This is a genomic window from Sphingobacterium sp. WOUb80, assembly GCF_050058145.1.
Taxonomy (GTDB): domain Bacteria; phylum Bacteroidota; class Bacteroidia; order Sphingobacteriales; family Sphingobacteriaceae; genus Sphingobacterium.
The window spans coordinates 5,541,229-5,563,509 of record NZ_CP165617.1 but is presented as its reverse complement, the minus strand read 5'-3'; the positions used below and the strand labels follow the sequence as shown (position 1 = coordinate 5,563,509).

Sequence of the window (22,281 nt, the reverse complement as noted above, 5' to 3'; positions counted from 1 at the left end):
TTATAGAGAAGAATAATGTGATGCCATAACCTTTACGAATATTAATTTATATTAATTCCGTCTCAAATTGAGACAAGAAACGTGTATCATTTTCAGAGAAAAGACGTAAATCTTTAATCACATATTTAAGGTTTGTGATCCGCTCAATCCCCATACCGAAAGCAAAACCGGAGTATTTTTTACTATCGATACCACAATTTTCAAGTACATTCGGATCAACCATACCACAACCTAGAATTTCTACCCAACCAGAGTATTTACAAAGGTTGCATCCAGCACCTTTACAGATTGTACAAGAGATATCCATTTCGGCCGAAGGCTCTGTAAATGGAAAATATGAAGGACGGAAACGTACTTTAGTACCTTCTCCGTACATTTCCTGAACAAAATGATACAAAGTCTGTTTCAAATCAGCAAAAGAAACATTTTCGTCTACATATAAACCTTCTACCTGATGAAAGAAGCAGTGTGCACGTGCTGAGATCGCTTCATTTCTATACACGCGTCCGGGCATAATTGCGCGGAATGGCGGTTTACCCGCTTCCATCAGACGTACTTGAACCGAAGACGTATGCGTTCTTAGTGTAATATCATTACCTTCCTGTTTTTTGATAAAGAAGGTATCTTGCATATCACGCGCAGGATGCTCCGGCGGAAAATTCAGCGCCGAGAAATTATGCCAATCATCCTCAATTTCGGGACCTTCCGCAACAATGAAACCCAATTTTTTAAAAATTTCAACGATTTCTTTACGAACCAAAGAAATTGGATGTCTAGACCCCAACTGAAATCCCTGACCAGGCAGTGTTAAATCACTATCCAATTCTTGAGATTTTTGCTTTTCCCCTGACCCAAACTTCTCTTGGGCTTCTTTGAATGTATTTTCCGCCAACTGCTTAAATTCATTCAACACCTTTCCTAAAGTACGTTTCTCATCAGGCGTAACGGTTTTGAATTCATCAAAAAGATTTTTCACAATCCCTTTGGAAACCAAAAACTTCAATCTGAAATTTTCTACATCGGCTGAAGAAGAGGGTACAAATGCCTTAATTTCTTCAGTATACTGCGTAATTCTATCTTGCAACATAATTAGAGCAAACATAGCCAAAATTTCTGCCAAAAAAAAATTTTGCCATTCGGCTGACGATCACGAAAAAACACAAAGATGTAAATAAAGTAAAAGAGCAGACTGATGTGTCTGCTCCTAAATTTATTAATGTCTTTATTTTGAAAAGTAAAGTTTTTACATAATCACAAATTCTTCAACTTAAAATGGCAATGGATTATCCTCTTGATCATTCTCTGTAAAATCAACTTCCACTTCTTTGTCTTCGACTTTCTGTGCTTGTGTATTTCCAGTATTAGCAGCACTTACACCACCATTTGGCTCAAAGTCCGATTTTCTTCCCAAAAGCGTAAAGGTTTCAGCAACAACCTCCGTAGCGTAACGTCTAATACCTTCCTTATCCTCATAAGTACGCGTCCGTAATCGGCCTTCGATGTAAACTAACTTCCCCTTTGTTAGATACTTTACCGCCACGTCTGCCAAACCTCGCCACATCACAATATTGTGCCATTCGGTTTGTTCTACTCTTTTCCCGTCCTTGTTATACGTTTCTGATGTAGCTAATGGAAAACTGGCAACAGAGACATTACCTTCTAAATAGCGAATTTCGGGATCTTTCCCAAGATGGCCCACTAAAATGACTTTGTTAACTCCTGACATAATTTAAAAGCATAAATGGTTAAAAATTTGATCTTTCCAAAAAGGCAAAGATCAACTTGTGTTTAGCTAATTTATCTAAATCTTTTAAAAATACATAATCCCAATTGGATTTTTTTTGAATTAGATCGCCTTCTAACCGCACTTCAAAAAAGGTCGCATAGATATTCTGATGGCTCAAAACATGTTTTGTCTGAGTCTGTAATACCCGTAAATTTACATTGGCCCCAAAGTATCGAATAAAATCCTCATATTCAAGAAACTCCGGAATTGTCATCGAATGTTTTGATTCCAATAATGGAAACTCATATAAATTCTGCCACACATCTCCTTCTCCACGTTTGGACATCAAAACTTGATCATCTTCTTTAAGAATAAAGTAATTGAAATACCGGTCTCTACTTGCCTTCCCTTTAAGTTTAACAGGCAATTTATCCACTTCTCCTTTCAGCGCAGCATAACAGAACGGACGAAACATACAGACCTCACACAGGGGTTGCTTGGGCTTGCAGTGGATAGCCCCAAAATCCATAATCGCCTGATTATATAATGCAGGATGTACTTGATCGAGATTTTCTTTAGCTATAGCTGTAAAGATTTTCTTGCCTTCAGTAGAATTTATTGGGGTTTCAATACCATAATATCGAGAAAGCACACGAAATACATTTCCATCTAAAACCGCCTGAGCTTCATTATTAGAAAAAGAAGATATCGCAGCAGCTGTATATTCCCCTATACCAGGAAGAGTTATTAAAGTCTTGTAATCTATGGGAAAAACCCCATTATATTGGTCACGAACAATTTTAGCAGCTTTGTGCATATTTCTACCCCGAGAATAATACCCCAGGCCCTGCCAAAGATGAAGAATATCATCTTCCGCTGCATTCGCAAAATCAACAACAGTCTTAAATCGCTCCACAAAACGTAAATAGTAGGGTAAGCCCTGCTCAACGCGAGTCTGTTGCAGAATAATTTCAGAAAGCCATATTTTATAGGGATCTTTTGTTTCTCTCCATGGAAGATCTCGCTTATGTTGCTGATACCATGCTTGCAGTTCCTCACTAAATATCATAAAGGCAAAAATGCATAATTTTTACCTAATCCAAGCATTCGATCATTCAAGGATTGGCCTACGGATGTAGGTGATCTGCTCATCTGGTTCTAAAATAGTATTTTCCAATGCGATTGAACCGGTATACTTTTCTTTCAGTGCCTGATAGAGTCGCCCGTCATAAGAAACTGCAAATCGTCCATCTGCTTTTAAATAAACAGGTAAATGTCTATTCCCCACATCAAAACAAAATTCTCCTACAACCGATAGGTTTTGGCTATCGAGCAGCACACAAAGACAGGGTAAAATATTCACCTGGATAAAAAGGTCTCCCTGATGATAAATACATTGACCAGAACGCAATGCATTGCCTTCATCTCGTTGTATCCGGACAATATTCCCTCTTCTTGTTTTTCGCTGAATGACCCGCTTATTGACTTCATAATAGGAAATATCCAGAATATCGGAGTCACGGCCCAATTTAACATCATCAAAATCAGGGATGACATCAATTACGATCTCATTGAATATCCCATTCTTATGCATACTTAACCCCTTCTATCGCCCCTGTTTCAACAACTTTTCTACTACTTTTTCGAACAGACTTCTTATCCTCAACAAGCTCCTCCTCCTTCTCCTTCTCCTTCTCCTTCTCTATTGACCTTACCATGCTATTTTCTTTCTTTTCAGAAAGCTTATGCTGCGTAAAATCCCAGCACAACTGTCCTAGCATATGTAAGAAGTCGTATAATAGCTCGCCATCGGTCCCCAATGCACGCAGAATAACCACATCTGTCGATGCCTGCGTAAATCCATAAGAGATATCGTTATATTCGACTGTTAAGATCTCATCAAGCTCCTGTTTGAGTTCTTGCGCAAAAAGTGCAGAAAATAAAAATGTCGCCTGATGGGTATAACCTTCAAAAAACAACATTTTTTGGATCGGTTGACTTTTAGGGCTCATTAGCTGATTATCAATAAATGACAGCTTACCATTTCTAAAAATCTTCGTTTGTGTATGCAGCCTATTAAATTCAAAAGCTTCTTTCATGTGAATTCTCCCTACACTGATAATATCACCCCACATCAAAACCGCATCCTCTGCCAAATGAATGTGATTGCTGGCTTTGAAAATGGAATCTTTAAACGGCGTTACAGGATGTGGAATGTAATGAAACACGCCTCCTGCGTTAACATGTACATCCGTATGCTGTCCCGCTCCGGTTTTCATGGGATGTAGCTTATTGAATGACTGCGTGAAAAGCTTCAATTGTGCTTCCTCTTTCACATGAACATCAATATGTAGGTAATCGGTATCCATGATCCCTGGAGATGCGCTCATAATGATCATTTCCAAATGATCTGTCAACCCGGCCGCCCCATAATGCGTCAATTTATAGGGAGCATTATGATAACTTTCTTTCAATCTGCTTCTACCTTCTTCCCGGGCGACATTTAATACGATTTTACTATCCATATACGCTAATTTTTAACCTACCGGCTCCAACAGAGCATATTTTTTGATCCATGTTTTCACGTCTTCCAGGCCTTCGAGTGTCATTAGATTTGTAAAAATAAATGGCCGTTCACCACGCATGCGAATTGTATCCTGACGCATCACTTCCAGATCAGCATGTACATAGGGCGCAAGATCAATCTTATTGATCAGCAATAGATCTGAACGTGTAATGCCAGGCCCTCCTTTACGTGGCATTTTTTCACCTTCAGCGACATCAAGAACGAAGATGGTCAAATCTGCTAGATCAGGGCTGAAAGTTGCTGTCAGATTATCACCGCCACTTTCAACAAAAATTAGCTCTACATCTTCAAAACGATGAGCCAGTTCTTCGACTGCTTCAATATTCATCGAAGCATCTTCACGAATAGCTGTATGGGGGCAGCCGCCAGTTTCAACCCCAATAATCCGCTCCGCAGGTAAAGCCGAGTTTTGCTGTAAGTACATCGCATCTTCCCGGGTATATATATCATTCGTAACTACACAAATACTATAATTTGCCGACATTGAACGTGTCAAACGTTCAATGAGCGCAGTTTTGCCAGATCCAACAGGACCTGCAACACCAATTTTCACATAATTTCTCTTCGACATCTTTTATTTCTCCTTTTCTAATTTTTAAGAGATGTAAATTCTTGTATATAATTTCTCATGTTGCATGCATCGAATATCTTGCGCAATACAACAATTTCCGATCAGGTCATCATCCAATTCAGGTTGTAAAGCCACCAGTTTATTAATTAAAGGCTGCAGCTTAAACAGAATTTGCTGTGCATCCATTTGACTAATAGGAACTAGTTTTGCACAATTTGTCATAATGCCATTCAATGAATTATAATAAAAAGCACTCAGTGCATCTGTGTAACTAATTTGCTGTGCATGAGCAAACATGGCAAATGCCATCGCATAATGACCATGAAGCTCCTGTGTATTGATTGCCTTGAGATAGGTCGAGCAACGCTTGACGGGTTTTAACTTTTCCGTCAATTTTAAGAACCTTATGCCTAATTTCTTGCTAGCATCCCTAATCTCATAGGGAGCTTTAAATGCCGTAATCAAAGCATCAAGTTCCGCTATCTTCTTTTTTGTCGCCCTTGATTCACACAACTGCCAAGCCTTATGGAAAAAAGCGGCGTCGTTATAATAGAAACTATGTTCCAATAAGGTCTGTGCATATTCTTTTGCTGTTTTAGCATCATGTACAATCTCCTTATTAATATAAGTTTCCAATCCATAGGAATGGGTAAAACCTCCAATCGGAAATACAGAATCATTGATTTGCATCAATGTCAACAATGGATTCATATCTAGTTTTATTAATTTACATCCCTTTTGCCAGTGTAATTTTATTTTGGGCCACCGCATACTGATGGATCCGTAATGTATGGGTTCTTTCGATTACCCGGAGCTCCCTAGTCGGAGAGAAACCTGCCCTCTCCAGTGTTTCCCATAGTGGATTTTCATATGCAGCAATGATTTCGTGAGCTGCGTTAATGAAAACAGGAATGTGTTTATTGCCAATTTCAAGACATATCCGAGCCATATCCAGCACATTCTTAGGTCGCACAACAAGGCAAGGACAGGGTAATATCCGGACAACAATACGCAGCTCTTCTGTTTCAAACAGAATGTCACCATCAAACAAGGACTCCTCTCCTAGATTTTTGAATCCTATTTCTCGCCCCAGAACAGTGAACCCGCGGATCACACGTTTTTCGGTATCGAACCATTCGAGCTCTAAAAAATCCAGCTCTACAGAATCCTGTTCCAAACCATCCGTCCAAATATTACCCTTAACGTCACTTGCTAATAACATAGAGACCTCATTAGAATAAGAAGTAACGTTGTGCCATTGGAAGTTCTTTCAATGGTTCACAAGTAGCCAATACGCCATCTACAGTTACCTCATATGTTTCCGGATTAACCACGATATTTGGTGTTGCATGATTGTGTACCATATCCTTTTTCATCACGGTACGGCATCCCACTACCGGCAGACACTTCCGTGATAAGTTTAATTTTTGGATATTTCCATTCTCTAAAGACACTTTCGAAACAAAGTTGAAACACAGTTTTGAAACGGCTTTACCATAATTCCCAAACATCGGTCTATAGATAATCGGCTGTGGTGTAGGAATTGATGCATTGGCATCTCCCATTTTAGCCCCTAAAATCATACCTCCTTTGATGACCAGTTCGGGTTTTACACCAAACAGTTCCGGCTTCCAAAGAATCAAATCCGCATACTTTCCCTTTTCAATTGAACCGATATATTGATCAATACCATGTGCTTTCGCTGGATTTATGGTAAATTTGGATACATAACGTTTGACACGGAAATTGTCATTTCCTTTTCCTTGATCCTCAGCCAAAGGGCCGCGCTGAATCTTCATTTTATGCGCAGTTTGGAATGTACGGGAGATCACCTCACCTACACGTCCCATAGCTTGACTATCCGAACTCATAATCGAAAATACTCCCATGTCCTGTAAGATATCTTCAGCAGCAATTGTTTGTGGACGGATACGCGAATCCGCAAATGCCACATCTTCTTTCACATTTTTATCCAAATGATGACAAACCATCAACATGTCCAAGTGTTCCTCGGCGGTATTCACTGTAAAAGGTTTTGTAGGGTTGGTAGATGCAGGGAGAATATTGGGATACATGGCGATCTTAATAATATCCGGCGCATGCCCTCCACCGGCACCCTCTGTATGGAAGGTATGGATAACACGGCCATCTATTGCAGCCACAGTATCCTCCAGGAAACCTGCTTCATTAAGCGTATCTGTGTGGATAGCGACCTGTACATCATATTTATCAGCAACTTTCAATGCTGCATCAATCGTGGCCGGAGTCGCCCCCCAGTCTTCATGAATTTTTACGCCAAGCGCCCCTGCCTCAATCTGCTCCTCGATTGGCTTCGTGGTAGAAACGTTACCTTTTCCGAAAAAACCAACATTGATAGGAAGGTTTTCAAAAGCTTCAAACATACGCTCGATATACCACTTCCCAGAAGTCACAGTTGTTGCAAGTGTTCCATCAGCAGGTCCTGCACCACCGCCAATAAAAGTAGTTACACCAGAGTATAGAGCAGTTTCGATTTGCTGTGGTGAGATAAAGTGAATATGCGTATCGATACCCCCGGCAGTCAAGATATATCCAGCACCACCATGCACCTCCGTAGAAGCACCAATTACCATACCTTTAGTTACGCCATCCTGAACATCGGGATTTCCCGCTTTACCAATACCTACAATTTTACCATCCTTAATACCGATATCGCCTTTTACAATACCCCAGTGGTCAATGATAATGACATTAGTGATGCAAAAATCCAACACCCCCTCATCGCGCAAGGCACGAGCCGATTGCCCCATACCATCGCGAATAGTTTTACCGCCACCAAATTTGTTCTCTTCTCCGTAAACATTGAAATCTTTTTCAATTTCAATGAAAAGCTCTGTATCTGCCAGACGAACCTTATCTCCAGTGGTCGGTCCAAAAAGAGCAGCATATTTGTCTCTTGGGATATAAAGTTCCCCATCAACATATTTTACTGATGATTTATCTAAACCTAGTTTATCTAAACCAAGCGCATGTAGACCAACGGTAGAGCCCAAAGTGGTGAGCCCTACGACTTTAATCCATTCGCGTCTATTCCATCCTCCCATAGTTACTTAGATTGTCTGAATTTTAATTTTTTCATTTTATCAATGGCTTTGGTTTTCACCGATTGATCTGTATACTTCCCATTTGTCAATCCATTAAAACCGTGGATTTCCTTACTTCCGCCAAACTCAACCAGAACAACTGATTTTTGTTCCCCTGGTTCAAAACGAACAGCGGTACTGGCTGGAATATTCAAGCGCATCCCAAACGCTTTCTCTCTGTCGAAGGAAAGCAACTTGTTCGCTTCAAAAAAATGATAATGCGAACCTACCTGAATCGGTCGATCACCTTCATTTTTCACAACAATGCTTGTGGTTCTATGCCCAACATTAGCTTTGATTTCCTCTTTTTTTAAAATGTATTCTCCTGGAATCATATCATTCAATATTTATTAACGAATAGGATCATGGACAGTCACCAATTTAGTACCGTCCGGAAAAGTAACTTCGATCTGAACATCATGGATCATTTCGGGAACACCTTCCATGACTTGGCTCCTTTTCAATAAAGTAGTACCATAGGACATTAAGTCTGCCACAGACCTTCCGTCCCTAGCCTCCTCCATAATCTGGGCACTGATGTAAGCGATACACTCTGGATAATTTAATTTTACCCCGCGTTTCAATCGCTTAGCTGCCAATTCGCCGGCCAAATGCAACAGCAGCTTTTCTGTTTCTCTCGGTGTTAAACGCATAAAAAAATAATTATTTGTTAATTTGTTAAAGGAATTATTATAAAACTGGAATGGTAAAATAAGCCCCAAAGGCTAGGCGGTTGTACTGACTCTTGGCCATATCTATATAGCCCTTATAGTTTACGGTGTTACCGACGTAACCTAGATAAAACCGAAGATCCTGGTTATGAAACGGCTTATGTTGCAGCGCCGCAAAATAGGTCCAATTTTGGCGGAAATTCTTACCGAGTTGCTTATCATCCCGCGATCCCGCGATCTCATAACCACCTTTCAGTGCCAGCTCCCATTTTTTACTCAAAAATTGATCATAGCGCAATATCGCAGAGCTATAGTTAACGTCTTTTGCCAACACCCGATGATCACCAGTTCTACCATAAAACTCATTGATCGCAGAAGATGCAATCATTGCGTGATCAACACCGAGATAAGAGTACTGTAAGTCCAGATACAACATCTGCTTGGAAGTTTTGAACTTATTCGCCAAGGAGACTGAATGATTCGTATGCCCCTTTGCAAACTGTGAGATATTATAGGACCATTTGGTATTAAAACGCTTGTCCATAAATGCACCTACCCAAGTGAAATAGGCTCCCATTGGTACACTAGAGCGTTCCAAATCACCTACAGCAAAACCATTTCTTGTATGAAGCTCCATAAAACTATCATTGGTCGTGTTGTAAACTTGGGCATGCAACGAATGATTCGGGTTGACTTCATAGGATAACATTCCTCCGACTACAAAGAGATTCAATATACGGTCGACATAGTCGGTAAACTTATATTCGTAAATTGGGTTATTTTCGAACTCATAACTCCCAACCATCGCACTTTGCTTACCGGCCGTAACAGACCACTTCAGATCTTTTCCAAACTTGTACTTGATCAACGCCATATCCAATGCCCGCGAGCCATTATCCTGACTCGTTGGTGCAAATGACCTATTCAAACGAAAACGCACTTTATAAGAAAGTCGATCATTGTAATCTCCACTCATTAAAATACGAGCGTCATCAAGATTTGCTTTTGCCTGTGATGAACCATCTCCATTGTCTGTTTGCAATCCTGCTCTTAATAGGACATCCAGTTGAAATGATTTTGCTCTTGCGGGTTCATTCAACAGCAGACTGCTTCTCTTCGCTGGAATAGAATCCGTTTGAGCTTGCTCCTGAGCATGTAAGGAAGCTATGCCAAGCCCCAGTGTTGTAAAAAGTGAAAGTGTTTTTTTCATCCTTATGTTTTGTTCCAATATGGTCGGGAAGCGTTCCAGATTTTCAAATCATCATTCAATTTGAAAAATCAAGAAAAATCCCTGCGATATACCTATCTCTGGCACAAGTATATCACAGCCACCTAAAAATGGAATAAGGATGAGATTAAAATGAAATTAGAAAGGTGTTTTTGGGATTGTAACCACGACTAAAGTACCTTGACCTTCGGTAGAACGCAACATTAATTCGGCACCATGGAGATCAAAAATATTCTTAGCTAAAACAAGGCCCAAGCCATTTCCATAGATATCACCGACATTAGAAGCGCGGTAAAAAGAGGTGAAAATGTGCGGTTGGTCTTTCTGAGGAATGCCTATCCCTTGATCGAACACTTTTATCGTAATATTTTTGCTATCGCTACTAATTGCGACAACAACCTGCTGTCCGTTACCGTACTTAAATGCATTTGAAATAATATTGCTAAAAGCAATAAAAAACAGATCCGGATTGGCAAAAACTGTAAGTTCATCACTATCTTCTGGAATTTCCGTTAGATCAAAAGAAAGTTTTAACTCCTTGTGAATACTCTTTTCAGCTTTATAGATTTCATAAAGCAACTCATCAATTCGAATAATTACTTTATTGTCCACCTCACCCTTAAAACCCATCCGAGATAGTTGCAAAAGATTATTGATGATAAGCTCCATTTTATCAGCATATTTCGCGATTGTCTGCAATGAATAGTAAGCCTCATGTTCCTTTGGCAAAAGCTGCTGCGCTAATTCGGCCTCCCCTCCAATAATTGTCAGCGGGGTTTTAAGAGAATGAGAGGCATTTCCGATAAAACTCTGCTGAGATTGGACCGAAATATCCAATCGGCTAAGCATTGAATTTAAGTTTGCAATCAAAATACCCAATTCATCTTTACCATTACTGAATTTACTAAACAAGCGATGGTCCAAATGTGCGATATCAACTTTATCTAGATCATTGTTGATGTCCTTAATGGGTTTCAATAATCGGTCAGCAAAGTAAAAAGACATCAGTACGATTAAAAAAATAGCCAAAATTCCCCCTGTGATCAACGTGCGATCTAATTGGCGTTGTTCTTCATGACCATAATCATCGATCCCCTCCGATACCACAATCAAATTTTCGTGATGAAGATGATCGTAAAAGAATACAGCAACAAATGCAGTCTTCCCATCCATATACCTTCCCTTCCCATGGTGGATTACATCGGTATAGAATGTCTTTGGCATCGGTAGCTCGGGCCTGAATTGGACACTGTCACTCCCCTTGCTAACGCGAATGAGATGATCAGTTCCTTCAGATAGTTGTTTCAGGTACTTACGTTTTACCTGAATATAAAGTTCTCTGTTTTCATCTTTCTGATGGACGATATGGTCGCCGACAATTACAGCATTCTCTTCTAGCCGGTGAAAAAATTTGGTCTGCAGACTGTCGTAAGTGAAATAAGATACATAAATGGCAAAAACGACAAGCAGCAGCGTACTGATGATAGAAAAGAGGAGAACTATTTTGGTCCTAATTTTCATGACGGATTACATACCCCATACCGATCACGGTATGGATAAGTTTACGTGAAAACTGTTTATCGATCTTTTTCCGAAGATAATTTACATACACATCAACAACATTGGTACTTAAATCGACATCCATCCCCCATACCTCCTCTAAAATATCGATCCGGCTCAATACTTTATTTCGATTGAGCATTAAAAATTCAAGTAAACGAAATTCGGTGGCGGTAAGAATAATAGGAGAATTGGCACGTTGAACCGATTTACTGTCTCGATCCAATTGAAGATCATCAAACACCAATATGTTTTTCTGCTCCGTAATTGTTTTTGATTTACGGCTATAACGGCTTATTCGAGCCTTTAACTCCTCCAAGCGGAATGGTTTCGTCAAGTAATCATCTGCATCCCTGGCAAAGGCCTCAACGATATCCTCTGTTTGATTTAAAGCTGTCAAGATAATAATGGGAACTTCATTATTCGACATTCGAATATTTTTACAGACATCTAAACCGTTCATACCGGGCAGCATCACATCCAATAGGATGAGGTCATAATGATTCAGTCCAGCCATTTTTAAACCGGTATACCCATCCATGGCAATACTGATATGATAGCCCTCTTCTTTTAAGCCTCTTTCGATCAATGATATGACGGATGGTTCATCCTCTATAAGCAATAGTTCCACAGATATCTTTTTTAAGCAGTAAAAAATTCGAGGTTTGTAAAATACAAAATTAACATTTCACTTTTCCTGTAAAAGCGACATTCCTAAATTATTTCGTTTTTTCTTGACGGTTATATGATAGTAAGACTTAGCAATCCCTTTTGATCGGACTGCTTATACCTTGCTTTTGGGACTGACCTACCAAATACCGATGGGTTCCCTAGCTAAGACCTAGTTCGATAGGTCAACACTAGGTCTTAGCTAGGGGATTACTAGGAATAAGAGCGAATAAGGGGTACGACAGGAGCGAACAAACCCATAAGCACAAGTGAAGCGAAAATCATTTTTGAAACATCCTCCTCAAATAACGAAATATTATTTCAAAAACCCGTCTAAATTCGATATTTTTGTAGCTTAAAATCACAAAATGAAACAATTTCTTATTTGTTTGTCACTAATATTCTCTCTTTTTATAGAAAAAGGATTCACCCAGCAGAAGCTTTACAAAATTTCTTACCAATTTGCAGATCCTGAAACGGGTACCGATACTTCGGCTTCGGAGTTTATTAAAATATTAGCTGGAAATGGCGATGCGTTAATGCATGCCTTTATTTCGAAAGATCAGATGAGAATTGAGAATCTGCTTTTCGGAAAATCGGTACAAATAAGTAATATTTCTAAGGGTACATCCTATCTATTAGATGAAACAAACAAAACTTATTCTCCTACAGATTTAGCATCGGGTCAGCTTATTGAGACTTCAAATGAAAGTGATAATTATGCCTATTCCAGCGATTTTGAGATCAGTTTGGTTCCCAATGAGAAAAAAACCATCGCTGGTATTGCTTGCCAAAAAGCACTATTCAACATAGCTGGAAGCAAAGACAAACAAACGGAAATTACCGTCTGGTATGCCGCGCAATTACCAAAGCTCTACTGGGGAACCTACGATTATCTTGAAAAAGTACCAGGTGCAGCATTATATGTCGGATCCGCTGGACTGGGTATTGAAGCCAACAAAGTCGAGGAAATTAATTTTGACCAGTCACTCTTCGAAATTCCTGAGGGCTATGAAGAGGGGGAAGCTGAAGCAACTGTTGCCGACTCCACATTAAACGACTACTTATCATGGTATCAGGATCCCAGTACGGAATATTTCGGCGTACAAGACAGCTTAGGGAACAAATTAACACCTGCTAAATATACTGCAATCTATAGTTTCATAGGAGATTACGCCATCGTAAACGATGCTGCACAAATGTTTGGCCTAATAAACCTGCATGGTAAAGAAGTTATTCCATGTCAATATGAATCGCTAAGCCTAGAAACTGAAGGTGGCCCCGTGGTTTACATGAAGGATCTTAAGTATGGTCTATTGGATACAAACGGCAAAATATTGCTTCAAGCCAAATATGACTTTATTTCTGTGCCAAGCTCAGAATACGCTCTTTTCACGGAAGGAGAACATATTGGTGTCATGGATAAAAAAGGCACTGTTTTGCTTCCAGCAAAATACGAAACCATAGCAGATTTTAAAGATAATCTGGCATTAATTATTGCCAATCAGTCTTATCAGCTCATTAATAAAACAGGTATTAACCTACTCAAATCCGAGTATGAATTCCTGTCATTTGCCGGAGAGAAACTCTTGTTAGCATTCAAAGACGATAAATATGGATACATAGATTATAACGGAAATATTGTCGTACCTTTTAAATTGCAAAATGCGCAAGCTTTTGAAAACGGACTAGCACTTGTGACTGAGGACCTCGAAAATTTTTATTATATTGACACCAAAGGGAAGTTTATCAAGAAATATGAAGAGTAATCCACAGACATTCCACTTATCAACATTACATCGTGGAAAATATATGTTAATCTTGTTGACTTCGATCTTATTCATCGGAATGGGCATGTCTAAAGTTCCCATCCAGGAAATTCTCAAGATTATCATCGCTCTTTTAATGATTCCTTTAGCATTGTATGTGGCCATAAAATGTTCGACCTTGTCTTCTCTCTGGGTTCTGGACGATGATACGCTGCAGATTAGCAATGCGAAGAAAACGATTGTTTTTCCACTGAATCATATTTCCCACATTCGCAATCTAAAACGATCTGGGGGCAATTTGATTATTATTAACCAGAATAAAGGTCCTGCCTTTCGGACCTGGCGCAATAAATTATTTCAAAAAGAAGACGATCTTCCCCTACTAACAGAGGCACTAAAAGCAGCCAACATTGAATATTATGATATGTAAGCGTCCTCGGTAACATTTGTTACAGGCTTTTGCAGACACAGTATGTACCTTTGTAACATAACTTAAGAACATTGTTATGCTATTGGAATACATCAAACAACCATGGCCCTGGTATATCTCGGGTCCCTTAATTGCGCTGGTCATGTACCTCCTATTGAAACAGGGAAAGGATTTTGGCATGTCCAATAACCTACGTACCATGTGTACAGTATTAGGTGCCGGTAAATCATCTTCATTTTTCCGCTTTGATTGGAAAACCCAAGCCTGGAATTTATTGGTGGTTCTCGGAACAGTGATTGGTGGTTTTATTGCCCACTATTTTCTGAGCGATGGCACACCTACCGAAATCAATGAAAAAAGTATTGCAGACCTCAAGGAGCTTGGCATCATCGACCATATACAGGGCTACCTCCCCGAATCTATTTTCGTTTTTAATGGTTCCCTATTTCAGTTTACAATTCTGAGCATCGGTGGATTATTAATTGGATTTGGAACACGTTACGCAGGTGGATGTTCATCAGGTCATGCTATTTCAGGCTTAAGCAATTTTCAGCTTCCTTCCTTGATCGCTGTCATCGGTTTTTTCCTGGGTGGAATCATCATGGTTCATTTCTTATTTCCTTTAATTTTTGCATAAATGAAAGCATTAAAATTTATACTCATTGGCATACTGTTCGGGGTTATCTTGTACAAGTCGGAGGCTGCATCATGGTACAGAATCTACGAAATGTTTCAATTTAGATCCTTTCATATGTATGGGATTATTGGAACAGCCCTAACAACCGCCATTATTATCGTACAAATAATCAAAAGGAAACGACTCAAAGATAACAATGGTGAACAAATAGTGTTCCCTGACAAAGACAAAAGTATAACCCGATATCTAGTCGGAGGAACAATATTTGGTTTAGGATGGGCATTAACAGGTGCATGCCCCGGACCTCTATTTGCCTTAATTGGTGCCGGTTACTGGACACTGGGAATTGTCCTCTTATTTGCCTTATTGGGCACTTGGCTTTATGGCATATTACGAAATAAGTTACCACATTAACTGTCACAACCTATTTTATCATAAACTGTCCCAGAGATAGGAATCTAACGTCTGCGCCAATATTCAAAATTTTAAGAACAAAAAATGGAATCAATATTTATAGCTGGTTTTATATTAGCTGTCCTGGTCGGACTGTCAATGGGTTTGATGGGTAGCGGCGGAAGTATTTTAACACTGCCCATATTTGTTTATATTTTCCATATCGAACCTCAGTTTGCACTTGATTACTCCCTTTTTTCTATTGGTGTATTAGCGCTAGTCGGATCCATTTCTCCGCTAAAAAAACGCGAAATTGATTTAAAAACTACGGCAATCTTCCTCATTCCATCATTAATTTCGGTCTATTTGACGAAACGTTATCTTTTGGTGGCTATACCAGAATTGTTCCAAGTTGAAGGTATAGAAATTTCCAGAAACCATATCATCATGTTATTATTCTCCATCGTGATTTTAATTTCTGCAACGGCAATGGTACGAGGGAGTAAACATGTTCACATCAGTCCTTTCATCGGCGGACTAAGACAGCTATTGAAAATCATTTTGGTCGGATTACTCGTTGGGATCATGACAGGCCTGGTCGGTGCAGGTGGCGGGTTTATTATTGTACCAGCATTAGTGTTGTTGTTGGGAATCCCACTTAAACAGGCTATTGCCACATCGTTGTTCATTATCGGATTAAACGCTTCATTTGGTTTAATCGCTAATTATCACTTTTTGGAACATATGAATTGGGTTATATTAACTACCTTTACGTTAATCACTTTAATAGGCCTCCAAATTGGTTCCAAATGGAAAGACAAGCTGGATGCTGCAAAATTGAAGAATATTTTCGGGTATTTCTTAATTAGCATTGGCATCCTAATCTTTGTCTTTGAAATCATTCAATTTGTAAATCTTTAAAATCACACATTATGTTTTTTCAACACATTTTCGAATCATCTTTAGCACATTCGAGTTATATCATTGGCTGTCAAGCCAAAGGTGTCGCTATTGTTATTGATCCTAAAAGAGATGTAGACACCTATCTGGAGATCGCAAAAAAGAACAATCTAACCATAACACATATCGCTGAAACACATATACATGCCGACTATCTCTCCGGCACACTTGAATTAATTGCATTAACAGGCGCCCAAGCTTATCTATCCGATGAAGGTGGAGAGGATTGGCAATATGAATTTCCTCATATCGGACTAAAGGATGGAGATCAATTTCGTGTTGGAAATCTAATTTTCAAAGTCGTTCATACACCTGGGCACACCCCGGAGAGTATTAGTTTTGTATTGATCGATACACCGGCCACCATGGAGCCTGTCATGATCTTCACCGGGGATTTTGTGTTTGTCGGTGATATTGGGCGTCCAGATCTACTGGAAAATGCCGCCGGATTGGTTGGAACCAAAGAAATCGGTGCTCATCAGATGTTCCAGTCCTTAAAGTACTTCCTGACTCTACCTGATCATATTCAAGTATGGCCAGCACATGGTGCTGGATCTGCCTGTGGAAAAGCACTAGGTGCCGTTCCCAGCTCAACGGTGGGTTATGAAAAAATTCGCAATTGGGCGCTCCAGTACCAAAATAACGAAACTGCTTTTGTGAAAGAATTATTAGAAGGACAGCCCGAGCCGCCACGCTATTTTGCCATGATGAAAAAACTCAACAAAAAAGCTCGTCCAGTTCAGACCGAAGTACCACAATACCGCAAACTAACTAAAGGTACTTTCCTTGATTTATACCAAGCAGGAACGACATTAATAGATACTCGAAATAAGATTGATTTCGCAAAAGGCTATCTCCCGAATAGCATTAACATTCAGAATAACAAGACATTCAACACCTGGGCGGGTTGGGTACTTAATTATACAGAACCTTTCATTCTCATTGTCGAAGAAAGTCAATTGGATGACGTTGCCCGTAAGCTTATGCGTATAGGATTGGATCATGTCGCAGGCTATATTACACCTGATACAATTGCACAGCTTGGAATTACATTGGCCCATCAGCAACTGATCGATTTCGAGGAAATGAATGCAGCATTGGAGAAACCCAATACACAAATACTCGATGTACGCAATACAAGCGAATTTGCTGAAGGGCATTTACCCCACGCCACACATCTCTTTGTTGGAACACTAGTAGACAATCTCCATAAAATTGACCCAAGCAAACGACTTTACTTACATTGTCAATCTGGAGATCGGGCAACTATAGCGGCTTCCCTATTAGCAAAAAATGGGATCAAGGACGTCAAAATCTATAGTCCTTCAATTAACGAGTGGAAAGCAAAAGGCGGAGTACTTGTTCAACACGAATAAGAACAGGTACTTACTTCCCCTGATCGGTTTTCAATACAGCTACATAGCTGATTCATACCTGCTTCGCGCCACATTCGAAAATTCGCTATTGATTCTATACTGATCCTCCACCGGTTTCTTACTAAATGAGTAGAGGATCAGTAAAAAAAGAACAAATGTTCCGAAGCAAGTGCCAACAAAAGCCGAACCTATAAACTATTTCTGGTGATGCGCAAAAATTCTATCGCCTCGTCCTTCTTCTCTTCCATTTTGCCTTTTTTCTCGACAAATTGATGGTTATAGATAGTCAGATACTGATGATCATCAGTGTCCGACTCATAAACTTCTGCCGTAGCAAACGAAAAATGCTCTTCTTCGTCAGAAAGATGATCGTATACATAGGCAAAATCATGATTTCCCAACGAGCTTGCAACAGCTTCCTTATCATCCACAAATTTTAACCTTCCTGGCAATGCTCGTTTAGTCATCCATACTTCATCCTTCTCAGAAAACGGATAGATAGTAATACCACGGAAAGCCATGATGATGGGTGTAATCAGAATAATCCCCATCTCAATGGCCCAAACTGCCCATAATGCGCCGCCGGAAACCGGACTTTTTTTCAAGGTAAACGTTCCAACTTCATTCAATCCTTGCATCGCTTCCCAAATAAATGACGGATGTAAGAAAAATGCTTTGAATCCCTCCAGATTAAATGAAGATTTTACCCAAGTGTCTCCTCCCATGGTTCCTTCAGCATTATACATTAATGAAACAAATAAAGCCCACTGTGCATAAAAGCCCAAAATTGCAATCAATAAGGTCATCAAAATGGCTATACCTTTATTTCTTAATTTCCATTGTTTGAAACAGAAATTAAGAATATAGAATATTCCTGCGCCAAATCCCAACGTGATAAATACATTAAAATAAATAATAGGAATGAACCATTGCAAAGCGATGTAGACAATTGCTAAGATAACTGCACCGATGGCACCTAGCACAAGAGAGCCTATTAATGCCAATGCTGGAGCCTTTCCCGAGGGCTTATAATATAGATTTTCCATAAAAAAAAGTAAAATTGATTTTTAACTCAACAGATAAATCCCCTAACCAAAACCAAGCCAATTCTTATTAGACAGGGAAATTTTCGTCAAGATTTGATGACATTCACCACTGGCTTCTCGTTTAAGTGTCATTTATTGAGACAATTTTGTAAGTTTGGAGCATGAAAATCAAAATTATATCCTTTTTTACACTTGCATGTGTATTAAATATTTGGGGGGCAACAGTGAAAGCCCAAAGAAAAGGATTCTGGCAACAGAAAGTTGACTACAGCATGGACGTCAACGTGGATGAAAAAGCATACCAGTACGATGGAAAAATGACCTTGAAGTATAGTAATAATTCAGGCCAATCGTTGAAAAAAGTGTACTTTCACTTATATTTCAATGCTTTTCAACCAGGATCGATGATGGATTACCGCTTAAAAAACATCAGTGATCCCGACAAGCGAATGGTCACTAATCTAGGTACAAAAGAAAAACCAATATATCAGAGCCGTATCGGCGAGCTTAAGGCCAATCAGATTGGTTATCAAAAAATCAAGAGCTTGACAATGAACGGAGCTAACACCTCATTTAAGATAGATGGAACGATCTTGGAAGTCACTTTACCAACGGCAATCCAAGATGGAGAAACAGCCAGTTTCAATATGGAATGGACCGCCCAAGTTCCAGAGCAAATTAGACGGACCGGTCGAAATTCTGCGGAAGGAGTAGCACTTTCTATGGCACAATGGTATCCAAAGATGGCTCAATTTGATGAATTCGGATGGCATTTGGATGAATATACGGGCCGTGAATTTATTGCCCCTTTTGGCAACTTTGATGTTACCATACACCTCAATAAAAATTATGTCGTTGGTGCTTCAGGTGTTCTTCAAAACCCATCAGATGTCAAGGGTTATCAACAGAAAGCGAAAGTAAAAGCGGTCGACAATAAAGCAACCTGGCACTATAAGGCCCAAAATATCCACGATTTTGTATGGGCTGCAGACCCCAAATTTGTTGTGGATTCCGCTTCAAGTAAAAATGGCATAAGGGTGTATACCGTATTCTTGCCAACAGACAAAGAAGTGATCTCGAATTGGAAAACAGCAATAGGCCTTTCTACCGAATTCTTTGACTTCTGTAGTGCTAAGTTTGGTAAATATCCATGGCCAACTTATACCATCATTCAAGGTGGAGATGGCGGAATGGAATATGGTACAGCTACGCTTATCACAGGTGGTCGCAATCTAAAAAGCCTTGTCGGTGTAATATTCCATGAATCGGCACATTCTTGGTACCAACAATTGTTTGGAATCAACGAAACCGTCGATGAATGGTTTGATGAAGGCTTCACATCCTATGTCGAGGAATTGGCTATGCAGCATATCTTTGAAAAAAGAGGTGCCATAGCATCTAACCCGCAAATTGCAGCCTACCGTGGGTATTATAAATTGGCCCTTTCAGGTAAAGAAGAACCAATGAGTTTACTGGCAGATTATTATAACACCAACTATGGTTACAGCAACGAAGCATACAACAAAGGTGCCGTACTTGCAGAACAGCTGGGTTATATTATTGGTCAGGAAAATTTAGAAAAAACCTTCTTGAAATTCTATGACATCTGGAAGTTTAAACATCCGACACCAAATGATTTCAAACGCGTTGCTGAAGATATTTCCGGTATCAACTTAAAATGGTATTTCAATCTGTTTATCAATACAACACGTCAAATCGATTACGCCATTGAAAAAGTAACAGATACAGAAATCCTATTGGCCAATAAGTCCAATTTTGCCATGCCACTGGATGTTCTGGTAGAATACACCGATGGAAGCAAAGAATTATTTTATATCCCTTTACGTGAAATGCGTGGAGAAAAACCGGAAGAGCATTTTGACATTTACAAAGGTGTTAAAAGAACCGTGCTTGAGGATTGGTTCTGGACCAAACCCGACTATACAATCCATGTGTCGAAAACACCAAAAACGGTAACAATTGATCCTTCCTTACGATTAGCGGATGTAGAATCGGCAAACAACAGTTTTAGTAAATAAGACAAGCGAAACGCCCTCGGGTCTGGAAATACGCTGTCCAGACTCAAGGACGTTTCTTAGTATTGAATATGATTATTTCCCTCTTGGCGACCCATTTATACGCTGCTCAGGGGAATAACCATATTCCATGTACGTTCAAATTGATAGGGCTCTGAACCATCTCCCGTTGCAGCAAACAAATGCGTAGGTTTTCCATTTTCAAAGAGTAAAAACGGTCGTTCAAAATTGGCCTGATGACTCGTCGTGCCATCATCCCATTGAATTGTTTTAGAATAAGCTTTTACAGACTTCGAAAGATGCCAATCTATGCCGTCTTTGGAATAAGCATGTATCCCGCCTCCCTCTTCACCACAGATCTTTCCGTAACGGTCCTTCATAATCAGTTCAAACTGCTGACCATTATACCACACAAATGGATCTTCAACGTCATTTTCATGGTTTTGGTCCGTATGAAAAGAAAAAATAGGCTTGTCCGATAAACGTTGATAAGGTCCAAGAAAGGAATCCGCTTGCGCCGCGCCCAATAAAAGTGGTGGATTATAATTGACTGGGGAGGATTTATACACTAAATAAACCTGTCCATTAGGCAAGACAACGGGAGAAGGATTGGAAGTAATGGAGGCATCCCATTCTCCTTTACGCGGATTCAAAATCGGTTGATCAACTCTTTTCCAAGGGCCTGCAATTGTCCTCGAGTAAGCCATCCCAATACGTTTATGCATCCAGGCTTTCTGGCCGAGCCCTGATTCCCATACATTTTCTGTGAAAGGAGGATTCGGTTCTTCGTAGTTATTACCGAAATAATAAAGCACGTAAAAGTCACCATTTTTTACAATTCGGGGATTATGAGTGGTACAACCATCAAAATATTTTTTACCACGAGCGGGCAGTACAACTTCAACAAATTCGTAAGGTCCTTCTGGAGTATCTGAAATAGCTCTGACGACCTCCGAATTTGTAACCCAATTGCCAAAACCATATTTCTTGCTCCAACGTGAGGCAAACATATGATATCTTCCGTCTTCTCCTTTTATAACCGAAGGATCCCAGATCCAATAATCTTTCATAGCAAAGCCTCCCCCTTTTGGCGCTGGTAGTAATTTATCGATAAAGGATCCTTCTAAGCAATCGGCCCTGACAACACCGTTTGCAGAAAGCAATAGCAAGCCGGAAGCTCCGGCTACATTTTTCAGAAAGGTGCGACGAGAGGTTTTCATACGTTTGATTTTTAGCAGAATAACATAATTTATTAATCTATTTGATAGAATCCGACGAAATAATCTATATTCAACTAAGCCTGATGCACTTTCTAAAATTTTTCGGAAGGAGCGATCCCTCCTCCGCCAAATTAGGTTTTATCTATTGGTGCTTCTACAAATAAATCTTGATAACAAGATAAAAAATAACTGCCTTACTGTCAACCTTCTTTTGGATGATTTTTTTGATCAATAGCTTACTCCCCTCCATCAAAATAAACGCTTGTACATGTTTCGGAAG

Annotated in this window: 23 protein-coding genes; 7 read left to right on the top strand and 16 right to left on the bottom strand. The window is 39.6% G+C overall.

Annotated features, from left to right (window positions below):
- Positions 1–46: 46 nt before the first annotated feature.
- From pheS to AB1Z56_RS22865, 14 genes are all read right to left on the bottom strand, one after another.
- On the bottom strand, positions 47–1,087 hold the full coding sequence (gene pheS, locus AB1Z56_RS22930) for a phenylalanine--tRNA ligase subunit alpha (protein ID WP_293903227.1): 1,041 nt from the start codon (positions 1,085–1,087) through the stop codon (positions 47–49).
- A gap of 180 nt (positions 1,088–1,267) precedes the next feature.
- The gene (locus tag AB1Z56_RS22925; protein WP_293903224.1) at positions 1,268–1,726 is read right to left on the bottom strand and encodes a single-stranded DNA-binding protein; all 459 of its coding nucleotides are present in this window, start codon (positions 1,724–1,726) and stop codon (positions 1,268–1,270) included.
- A 19-nt stretch (positions 1,727–1,745) separates the two neighbouring features.
- Positions 1,746–2,795 (bottom strand): A/G-specific adenine glycosylase, encoded by a 1,050-nt coding sequence (gene mutY, locus AB1Z56_RS22920; protein WP_426790287.1) that lies wholly within the window; start codon positions 2,793–2,795, stop codon positions 1,746–1,748.
- A gap of 42 nt (positions 2,796–2,837) precedes the next feature.
- Positions 2,838–3,320, bottom strand: a complete 483-nt coding sequence (locus AB1Z56_RS22915; protein WP_293903218.1) for an urease accessory protein UreE — start codon at positions 3,318–3,320, stop codon at positions 2,838–2,840.
- Positions 3,313–4,251, bottom strand: coding sequence for an urease accessory protein UreD (locus tag AB1Z56_RS22910; RefSeq protein ID WP_426790286.1), 939 nt, complete (start codon positions 4,249–4,251; stop codon positions 3,313–3,315). The genes AB1Z56_RS22915 and AB1Z56_RS22910 overlap by 8 nt, the downstream gene beginning before the upstream one ends.
- Before the next feature lie 12 nt (positions 4,252–4,263).
- The gene (gene ureG / locus AB1Z56_RS22905; protein ID WP_293903212.1) at positions 4,264–4,884 is read right to left on the bottom strand and encodes an urease accessory protein UreG; all 621 of its coding nucleotides are present in this window, start codon (positions 4,882–4,884) and stop codon (positions 4,264–4,266) included.
- A gap of 24 nt (positions 4,885–4,908) precedes the next feature.
- Positions 4,909–5,595, bottom strand: coding sequence for an urease accessory protein UreF (locus AB1Z56_RS22900; RefSeq protein ID WP_309359922.1), 687 nt, complete (start codon positions 5,593–5,595; stop codon positions 4,909–4,911).
- Between the two features lie 16 nt (positions 5,596–5,611).
- Entirely contained in the window at positions 5,612–6,106 is a 495-nt protein-coding gene (locus tag AB1Z56_RS22895) for an urease accessory protein UreE (protein ID WP_309359920.1), read from the bottom strand.
- Positions 6,107–6,116: 10 nt separating this feature from the next.
- On the bottom strand, positions 6,117–7,967 hold the full coding sequence (gene ureC / locus AB1Z56_RS22890) for an urease subunit alpha (RefSeq protein ID WP_426790285.1): 1,851 nt from the start codon (positions 7,965–7,967) through the stop codon (positions 6,117–6,119).
- 2 nt (positions 7,968–7,969) lie between these two features.
- The gene (gene ureB / locus AB1Z56_RS22885) at positions 7,970–8,341 is read right to left on the bottom strand and encodes an urease subunit beta (RefSeq protein WP_075990804.1); all 372 of its coding nucleotides are present in this window, start codon (positions 8,339–8,341) and stop codon (positions 7,970–7,972) included.
- 15 nt (positions 8,342–8,356) lie between these two features.
- Complete coding sequence (gene ureA, locus AB1Z56_RS22880; RefSeq protein ID WP_046674789.1) at positions 8,357–8,659, bottom strand: urease subunit gamma; 303 nt, start codon at positions 8,657–8,659, stop codon at positions 8,357–8,359.
- A 37-nt stretch (positions 8,660–8,696) separates the two neighbouring features.
- Positions 8,697–9,887, bottom strand: a complete 1,191-nt coding sequence (locus AB1Z56_RS22875; RefSeq protein WP_426790284.1) for a porin — start codon at positions 9,885–9,887, stop codon at positions 8,697–8,699.
- Between the two features lie 156 nt (positions 9,888–10,043).
- The gene (locus AB1Z56_RS22870; RefSeq protein ID WP_426790283.1) at positions 10,044–11,426 is read right to left on the bottom strand and encodes a sensor histidine kinase; all 1,383 of its coding nucleotides are present in this window, start codon (positions 11,424–11,426) and stop codon (positions 10,044–10,046) included.
- Positions 11,416–12,096 (bottom strand): response regulator transcription factor, encoded by a 681-nt coding sequence (locus tag AB1Z56_RS22865; RefSeq protein ID WP_309359910.1) that lies wholly within the window; start codon positions 12,094–12,096, stop codon positions 11,416–11,418. The genes AB1Z56_RS22870 and AB1Z56_RS22865 overlap by 11 nt, the downstream gene beginning before the upstream one ends.
- Positions 12,097–12,502: 406 nt before the next feature.
- Between AB1Z56_RS22865 and AB1Z56_RS22860 the strand changes: the two genes are divergently transcribed.
- The 6 genes from AB1Z56_RS22860 to AB1Z56_RS22835 all read left to right on the top strand — a co-directional run bounded on the left by AB1Z56_RS22860 (position 12,503) and on the right by AB1Z56_RS22835 (position 17,699).
- Positions 12,503–13,903, top strand: a complete 1,401-nt coding sequence (locus AB1Z56_RS22860; protein WP_426790282.1) for a WG repeat-containing protein — start codon at positions 12,503–12,505, stop codon at positions 13,901–13,903.
- Positions 13,893–14,333: a hypothetical protein gene (locus AB1Z56_RS22855; protein WP_309359906.1), complete on the top strand. Its 441-nt coding sequence runs from the start codon at positions 13,893–13,895 to the stop codon at positions 14,331–14,333. The genes AB1Z56_RS22860 and AB1Z56_RS22855 overlap by 11 nt, the downstream gene beginning before the upstream one ends.
- 76 nt (positions 14,334–14,409) lie before the next feature.
- Positions 14,410–14,970 (top strand): YeeE/YedE family protein, encoded by a 561-nt coding sequence (locus AB1Z56_RS22850; protein WP_426790281.1) that lies wholly within the window; start codon positions 14,410–14,412, stop codon positions 14,968–14,970.
- A complete protein-coding gene (locus AB1Z56_RS22845) occupies positions 14,971–15,384 on the top strand; it encodes a DUF6691 family protein (RefSeq protein ID WP_309359902.1) in 414 nt (137 codons plus the stop codon).
- Between the two features lie 84 nt (positions 15,385–15,468).
- Positions 15,469–16,284, top strand: coding sequence for a sulfite exporter TauE/SafE family protein (locus AB1Z56_RS22840; RefSeq protein WP_426790280.1), 816 nt, complete (start codon positions 15,469–15,471; stop codon positions 16,282–16,284).
- 11 nt (positions 16,285–16,295) lie between these two features.
- The gene (locus AB1Z56_RS22835) at positions 16,296–17,699 is read left to right on the top strand and encodes an MBL fold metallo-hydrolase (protein ID WP_426790279.1); all 1,404 of its coding nucleotides are present in this window, start codon (positions 16,296–16,298) and stop codon (positions 17,697–17,699) included.
- Between the two features lie 188 nt (positions 17,700–17,887).
- Here the strand turns inward: AB1Z56_RS22835 and AB1Z56_RS22830 are convergent, their stop codons facing one another.
- Positions 17,888–18,745 carry a hypothetical protein gene (locus AB1Z56_RS22830; RefSeq protein WP_426790278.1) on the bottom strand — a complete coding sequence of 286 codons (858 nt, stop codon included), beginning with the start codon at positions 18,743–18,745 and terminating at the stop codon, positions 17,888–17,890.
- A 161-nt stretch (positions 18,746–18,906) separates the two neighbouring features.
- Here AB1Z56_RS22830 and AB1Z56_RS22825 point away from each other — a divergent pair, with 161 nt between their 5' ends.
- Positions 18,907–20,784 (top strand): M1 family metallopeptidase, encoded by a 1,878-nt coding sequence (locus tag AB1Z56_RS22825; RefSeq protein WP_426790277.1) that lies wholly within the window; start codon positions 18,907–18,909, stop codon positions 20,782–20,784.
- 95 nt (positions 20,785–20,879) lie between these two features.
- Here the strand turns inward: AB1Z56_RS22825 and AB1Z56_RS22820 are convergent, their stop codons facing one another.
- On the bottom strand, positions 20,880–22,001 hold the full coding sequence (locus tag AB1Z56_RS22820; protein ID WP_426790276.1) for a glycoside hydrolase family protein: 1,122 nt from the start codon (positions 21,999–22,001) through the stop codon (positions 20,880–20,882).
- Positions 22,002–22,281 lie beyond the last annotated feature (280 nt).